The sequence below is a fragment of the Streptomyces albipurpureus genome (assembly GCF_023701525.1).
Taxonomy (GTDB): Bacteria; Actinomycetota; Actinomycetes; order Streptomycetales; family Streptomycetaceae; genus Streptomyces; species Streptomyces albipurpureus.
The window spans coordinates 1-6,486 of sequence record NZ_JAMQAW010000024.1; the positions used below are offsets into that span (position 1 = coordinate 1).

Here is a 6,486-nt window from a genome sequence, read left to right on the forward strand (position 1 = left end):
GGTGGCGCCCGTCTCGCACGACGGGCGCCACCGCGTCGATCCGGCAGGCTGACTAGGCTGAAGGGAGCTGTCGCACCCGACGGCGCGGCAGGGTGCGGCAGAGGGAGACGATGTGGCGGTACGAGCGGTCCGCGGAGCCGTCCAGTTGGATCGGGACGAGGCCGGACACATGGGCGAGCAGGTCAGCGCGCTGCTCATCGCCATCCTTGAGCGAAACGCACTGGTCGCCGACGATCTGATCAGCATCTGGTTCACCGCGACCCCCGATCTGCGCAGCGACTTCCCGGCGGCGGCAGCCCGGGGGCTCGGCATCGTGGACGTACCGCTGATCTGCGCCCAGGAGATCGATGTGGCCGGCGCCATGCCCCGCGTGGTGCGGGTCCTCGCGCATATCGAGTCCGCTCTGGACCGGGTCGAGATCACCCATGTGTACCTCGGTGCCACCGCCGCTCTTCGCAAGGACATCGCCCAGTGAGAACCGCCCTCGTCATCGGCACCGGCCTGATCGGCACCTCCGCCGCCCTGGCCCTGGCCGGCCGCGGTGTGGTCGTCCATCTGCGGGACCACGATCCGGAGCGAGCGCGTACCGCCGCCGCCATCGGCGCCGGTACGGACGAGCCGCCCGACGGCCCGGTGGACCTGGTGATCGTCGCCGTACCCCCCGCGCACGTCGCCACCGCACTCGCCGACGCGATGCGGGCCGGCAGCGCCCGCGGCTATCTCGACGTGGCCAGCGTCAAGGGCGGCCCGCGGCGTGAGCTGGAGGCGCTCGGCCTCGATCTCACCAGCTACATCGGGACGCATCCGATGTCAGGCAAGGAGCGTTCGGGACCGCTCGCGGGATCGGCCGACCTCTTTGAGGGCAGGCCATGGGTGCTCACCCCCACCCGGGACACGGACACCGAGGTCCTCAATCTCGCCCTGGAACTGGTGGCCCTGTGCCGAGCGGTCCCGGTGGTCATGGACGCCGACGCCCACGACCGGGCGGTCGCACTGGTCTCCCACACCCCCCAACTGCTCTCATCGATGGTCGCGGCCCGACTCCAGGAAGCGGACGAGACCGCCGTACGCCTCTGCGGCCAGGGCATCCGCGACGTGACCCGGATCGCCGCGTCCGATCCGCGGATGTGGGTCGACATCCTCTCCGCCAACCCCGGTCCGGTGGCCGATGTACTGTCCGGGGTCGCGGCCGACCTGGATGAGACGGTACGGGCGTTGCGGGCGCTCCAGTCCGCCGACGAGTCCAAGCGGCAGGGCGGGGTCGAGGGCATCGAGGACGTGCTGCGCCGGGGGAACGCGGGTAGGGCCAGGGTCCCGGGCAAGCACGGTGCGGGACCGGCCGCGTACGAGATCGTCGCCGTACTGATCAGCGACCGGCCGGGGGAGCTGGCACGGATCTTCGCCGATGCCGGCCGGGCCGGCGTCAACATCGAGGACGTCCGCATCGAGCATGCCACCGGGCAGCAGGCGGGCCTGGTACAGCTCATGGTGGAACCCTCGGCGGTAACGATCCTGACCGCCTCGCTACGCGAGCGGGGCTGGTCGATCCGGCAGTAGCCGCTGGCAGCCGTACGCTGTGAACCGGCCCGGGTACTTCTCCCGGGTCGTGCACCCTTCACCGCCGATGTCTCCCGGCGCGGTCTGATCGCACCGGTGGAGCCCCGTGATCCAGCCGGGCTCAGGGCGGACCTCGATGGGAGACCTCCCCGCTGAGGCACCCCGCCGACGCGGCGAAACCGTTGCGGTTGCCGGGAGAACCGCCTCGCGGGGACCCCGCTGGCCCACCCGCCGCAGGGGGCCTGAGGCGGCTCCGTACCAGCTCCTTCCCGGAGCGGCCATCCGGGTGGCCCAGGAGGGTCCAGTCAATCGGTAACCTTATTCGGGGCCCATCGGCATTTTCGCCTGGCCCGATCCAAACCTCAGGAAGGGTGTCCGCCACCGTGGAATCCGTGATCGTCGCCATCGACGGCCCTGCCGGCACAGGCAAGTCGAGCACGTCCAAGGCCGTGGCCGCCGCCCTGGGGCTCAGCTATCTGGACACCGGCGCCCAGTACCGGGCCATCACCTGGTGGATGATCACCAACGGTATCGATGTCGCTGATCCGGTCGCCATCGCCACCGCCGCCGCCAAGCCCGCCATCCTCTCCGGCACCGACCCGATCGACCCGACGATCACGGTCGACGGGGTGGATGCCGCCGGGCCCATCCGTACCCCCGAGGTCAGCGCCAAGGTCAGCGCGGTCAGTGCGATCCCCGAGGTGCGCACCGCGCTCACCGACCTCCAGCGCTCCATCGCCGCGTCAGCCGTCACCGGAATCGTCGTCGAGGGCCGGGACATCGGTACCACCGTGCTGCCGGACGCCGACCTCAAGATCTTCCTGACCGCGTCACCCGAGGCCAGGGCCGCCCGCCGCAGCGGCGAGCTCAAGGGCGCCGGCTCCGACGTTCTGGCCACCAAGGAAGCACTGCTCAAGCGGGACGCTGCCGACTCCGGCCGTAAGACGTCCCCCTTGGCCAAGGCGGATGACGCCCTTGAGGTCGACACCACCGAGTTGACCTTGCAGCAGGTCATCGAGCGCGTGGTCACCCTGGTGGAACAGAAGCGAGCCGCCCGGTGACCCTGCCGTCCCAGAAGGGCGCGGCCGTCGGCCGGCGCATCGGCATCGGACTGATGTACGGGCTGTGGAAGCCGCGGGTGCTTGGCGCCTGGCGCGTACCCGCGGCCGGCCCGGTGATCTTCGCCGTCAATCACTCGCATATCCTCGACGGCCCGATGCTGATGGGCACGGCGCCCCGACCCGTGCACTTCCTGATCAAGAAAGAGGCCTTCGTCGGCCCGCTCGACCCCTTTCTGCTGGGTATCGGTCAGCTGAAAGTGGACCGGTCGACCACCGACCGGGCTGCCATCACCGGCGCGCTGGGCGCGCTGGAGGCGGGCGGTGTCCTCGGCATATTTCCCGAGGGCACCCGCGGCGAGGGCGACTTCGCCTCGCTGCGCGCCGGGCTCGCGTACTTCGCCGTACGCTCCGGGGCTCCCATCGTTCCGGTCGCCGTACTGGGCAGCGCCGAACGCTCGGGGCGGCTGGTCAAGACGCTGCCCCCGCTGCGGGGCAAGGTCGATGTCGTCTTCGGGGACGCCTTCGAAGCGGGTGACGGAAGTGGCCTGCGCACCCGCAAGGCACTGGACGAGGCCACCGTACGTATCCAGGGGCGGCTTGCCGACCATCTGGAAATTGCCAGGCGCGCCACCGGGCGCGCCGGTTAAGACTTGAGCAGGGACCGCACGACCGCGGTCCGCCATGCGGCGGTAGCCGCACGATGATCTCGTGAGGAACGGACTTCATGAACGACCAGCACGACCACGGAGCGCTCGGCGATGCCGAGTACACGGAGTTCATGGAGCTCGCCGCGGAAGAGGGCTTCGACGTCGAGGAGGTTGAGGACGCGATCGACGAGGCCGGTCACGGACCGCTGCCCGTACTCGCCGTCGTCGGCCGACCCAATGTCGGGAAGTCGACTTTGGTGAACCGCATCATCGGCCGCCGTGAGGCCGTCGTCGAGGACCGGCCGGGTGTCACCCGTGACCGCGTCACCTATGAGGCCGAATGGGCGGGCCGCCGCTTCAAGGTCGTCGACACCGGCGGCTGGGAGCAGGACGTCCTCGGACTCGACGCCTCCGTCGCCGCCCAGGCCGAGTACGCCATCGAGGCCGCTGACGCGGTCGTCTTCGTCGTGGACTCCACCGTCGGCGCCACCGACACCGACGAGGCCGTCGTCAAGCTGCTGCGCCGGGCCGGGAAGCCGGTGGTGCTCTGCGCCAACAAGGTCGACGGACCCAGCGGTGAGGCGGATGCCACCTCGCTGTGGTCACTCGGTCTCGGGGAGCCCCACCCGGTCTCCTCGCTGCACGGCCGCGGTACGGGAGACATGCTCGACGCCGTACTCGAAGCACTCCCCGAGGCCCCCGCGCAGACCTTCGGCACCGGCGTCGGCGGACCGCGTCGCATCGCCCTCATCGGCCGCCCCAATGTCGGCAAGTCGTCCTTGCTGAACAAGGTGGCCAAAGAAGACCGGGTCGTCGTCAACGCACAGGCGGGAACCACGCGTGACCCGGTCGATGAGCTGATCGAGCTGGGCGGGGTGACCTGGAAGTTCATCGACACCGCCGGTATCCGGCGCCGTGTCCACCTTCAGGAGGGCGCGGACTACTACGCCTCGCTGCGCACCGCTGCCGCCGTGGAGAAGGCGGAAGTGGCTGTCATCCTGATCGACTCCAGCGAGTCCATCAGCGTCCAGGACCAGCGGATCATCACCATGGCCGTGGAAGCGGGCCGGGCCCTGGTCATCGCCTTCAACAAGTGGGACACCCTCGACGAGGAGCGGCGCTACTACCTGGAGCGCGAGATCGAGACCGAGCTCGCCCAGATCGCCTGGGCCCCGCGGGTCAATGTCTCGGCCCTCACCGGCCGTCATATGGAGAAGCTGGTTCCGGCCATCGAGACGGCGCTGGCGGGGTGGGAGACCCGAATCCCCACCGGTCGTCTGAACGCCTTCCTCGGTGAGATCGTCGCCGCGCACCCGCACCCGGTCCGGGGCGGAAAGCAGCCGCGCATCCTCTTCGGCACCCAGGCGGGCACCAAGCCGCCGCGGTTCGTGCTCTTCGCCTCCGGCTTCCTGGAGCACGGATACCGTCGCTTCATCGAGCGCCGGTTGCGCGAGGAGTTCGCCTTCGAGGGCACCCCGATCCATATCTCCGTACGGGTCCGGGAGAAGCGCGGTCGCAAGAAGTGACCCACCCCTTGGTCAGAGCGCTGCCCCGGACTGGTTGAACAGTTCCGGGGCAGCGCCCTTGCGGGTGGTTCACAGGGCCTCGCTCGTTCAGACACCCCGGCGCGGGCCGGGTGGCAAGGCGGCTTGGTGGTGTCCCATATGGGCTGGTCGAGGCACGGGGTAGGGCTGCCATCCCGTACCGGGATAGTGCTGTCCCACACCCGAGACGCCACGGGTACCGGTCAACCCGGTGCCGAAGGAGTGGAACCCGAGGTGCTCCTCGCCGGTCCGGTCGCCGGGCAGGGCCCGGAACGACCGGCGGTACTCGGCGTACAGCGCGTCATAGATGGGCGTGGGGGAGTGGCCCGCATAAGCCTCACGCGCGGGACGCATCCCGGGGATCTGGCTCTGGTACGGCTGACGAGAGGGGTCGTATGAGTGCACGTTACGCAAACGACTCATAACCCTCCCCGTCACTCTCCGCGGTACCCGCCCGTGTTCAGGTACCCGCCAGCGGCATCGCGGCGGCGACCAGCAGACCGCTTGCCGCCGCCTTCTCCAGCGCGTCCCGCAGCAGGTCCTCGCGCGGTTGCTGCCCGATCGCGCCGACCGGGGCGGCGAACACCAGTACCCGGCGTGACTTGTGGACGGCGGCGCGCCAGCCCTCGGTGACCACCAGGGGCTGATGCGCCTGCCACCAGGCGACGGGGCTGGTGCCCGCGATGCTCGGCTGGAGCACCGCGTGCAGCTGTCCCATGGCCAGCAGTACCGACCAGCCCTGGAGCTGGCTCGGTGGCTTGTTCACATCGTGCACCGGCTGGAACCCCTGCTCGATCAGGAGCGGCAGGAAGTCGTCCCCGTACTCACCCAGGCTGCCGGGGCGGGCGATCGGGCCGGTCGGCTCGACGACCAGGGCGGGGTGGAGGTCGCCGTCGATCAGGATCAGACCGCTGGTGACGCCGAGGACCGCCTGACCGGGGGCGGTTCCCACGGCCGGGGCCGGCACCGGGCCGGGCTCCTCGCCGGTGATGGACCGGACGGCGCCCTGGAGTTCGGACTCGGCGACCTGGACGACCTGGGAGGGGATGCAGGTGGCATGGGCGAAGGCGAGAACGGCGGTCTCCTCGCCGACGAACAGCACAGTGCTGGTGCGCTCCTGCCCGGTGTCACCCGGGGTACGGCAGGAGGTGCAGTCATAGCTGCCCGGGGCGTTCTCGCCGGCGAGCAGCCGATCGGCTTCTTGGTCTCCGATCTCGGCGCGTACGTCCTCGCTGACGTCGAGCATCACGGGTGGCTCCTAGGACTTGATCATGCGAGCCGGGCGGTTCCCGGCTCATAAAGAGTTCAACGGGTGAGCTGTGGCCGGAGTCACGCCCGTTCGCGACATCAGCGGGAGATCGGAGGGAACCCGCCCCAACTACCCTCCCGAACGATCATGAACATCCGCGAAATCGCTTACTTTCCGTCAACCATGGGTGAACACAGCGAGATTCATCTGGTGAACCACCTCACAGGGGCCTCCCTCGGGAGGGTGGTAAATGAGGAAATCCCCCACTCAAGTGGGTGTCCTGAAGCAGCCGCTACCTCGGGTAATGGGCAACTGGCCTGCCCGGACTGGTGATTCATTGCCGTCCAGGCACCGCCGTCCCTAGATTCCTCGGCTGTGTGCAGAGCGCACCGCCCGGGACAGCCCGCCCGACCGCACCGCCAGTGCGG

At 69.6% G+C, this 6,486-nt stretch carries 7 protein-coding genes; 5 read left to right on the forward strand and 2 right to left on the reverse strand.

What is annotated here, in order from left to right; translation table 11 throughout:
* The first annotated feature begins 112 nt into the window (after positions 1-112).
* The 5 genes from aroH (at position 113) to der (ending at position 4,791) form a co-directional block, all read left to right on the forward strand.
* A complete protein-coding gene (gene aroH, locus NBG84_RS18445; protein WP_250920592.1) occupies positions 113-475 on the forward strand; it encodes a chorismate mutase in 363 nt (120 codons plus the stop codon).
* Positions 472-1,557, forward strand: coding sequence for a prephenate dehydrogenase (locus NBG84_RS18450; protein ID WP_250920593.1), 1,086 nt, complete (start codon positions 472-474; stop codon positions 1,555-1,557). Before aroH ends, NBG84_RS18450 begins: the two co-directional genes overlap by 4 nt.
* A gap of 371 nt (positions 1,558-1,928) precedes the next feature.
* On the forward strand, positions 1,929-2,618 hold the full coding sequence (cmk, locus tag NBG84_RS18455; RefSeq protein ID WP_250920594.1) for a (d)CMP kinase: 690 nt from the start codon (positions 1,929-1,931) through the stop codon (positions 2,616-2,618).
* 53 nt (positions 2,619-2,671) lie between these two features.
* Positions 2,672-3,265: a lysophospholipid acyltransferase family protein gene (locus tag NBG84_RS18460; RefSeq protein WP_250920790.1), complete on the forward strand. Its 594-nt coding sequence runs from the start codon at positions 2,672-2,674 to the stop codon at positions 3,263-3,265.
* Between the two features lie 77 nt (positions 3,266-3,342).
* The gene (gene der, locus NBG84_RS18465; RefSeq protein WP_250920595.1) at positions 3,343-4,791 is read left to right on the forward strand and encodes a ribosome biogenesis GTPase Der; all 1,449 of its coding nucleotides are present in this window, start codon (positions 3,343-3,345) and stop codon (positions 4,789-4,791) included.
* Between the two features lie 87 nt (positions 4,792-4,878).
* Here the strand turns inward: der and NBG84_RS18470 are convergent, their stop codons facing one another.
* Entirely contained in the window at positions 4,879-5,163 is a 285-nt protein-coding gene (locus NBG84_RS18470; RefSeq protein ID WP_250920791.1) for a hypothetical protein, read from the reverse strand.
* Positions 5,164-5,269: 106 nt separating this feature from the next.
* Positions 5,270-6,055 carry a hypothetical protein gene (locus tag NBG84_RS18475; RefSeq protein WP_250920792.1) on the reverse strand — a complete coding sequence of 262 codons (786 nt, stop codon included), beginning with the start codon at positions 6,053-6,055 and terminating at the stop codon, positions 5,270-5,272.
* Between the last annotated feature and the right edge of the window lie 431 nt (positions 6,056-6,486).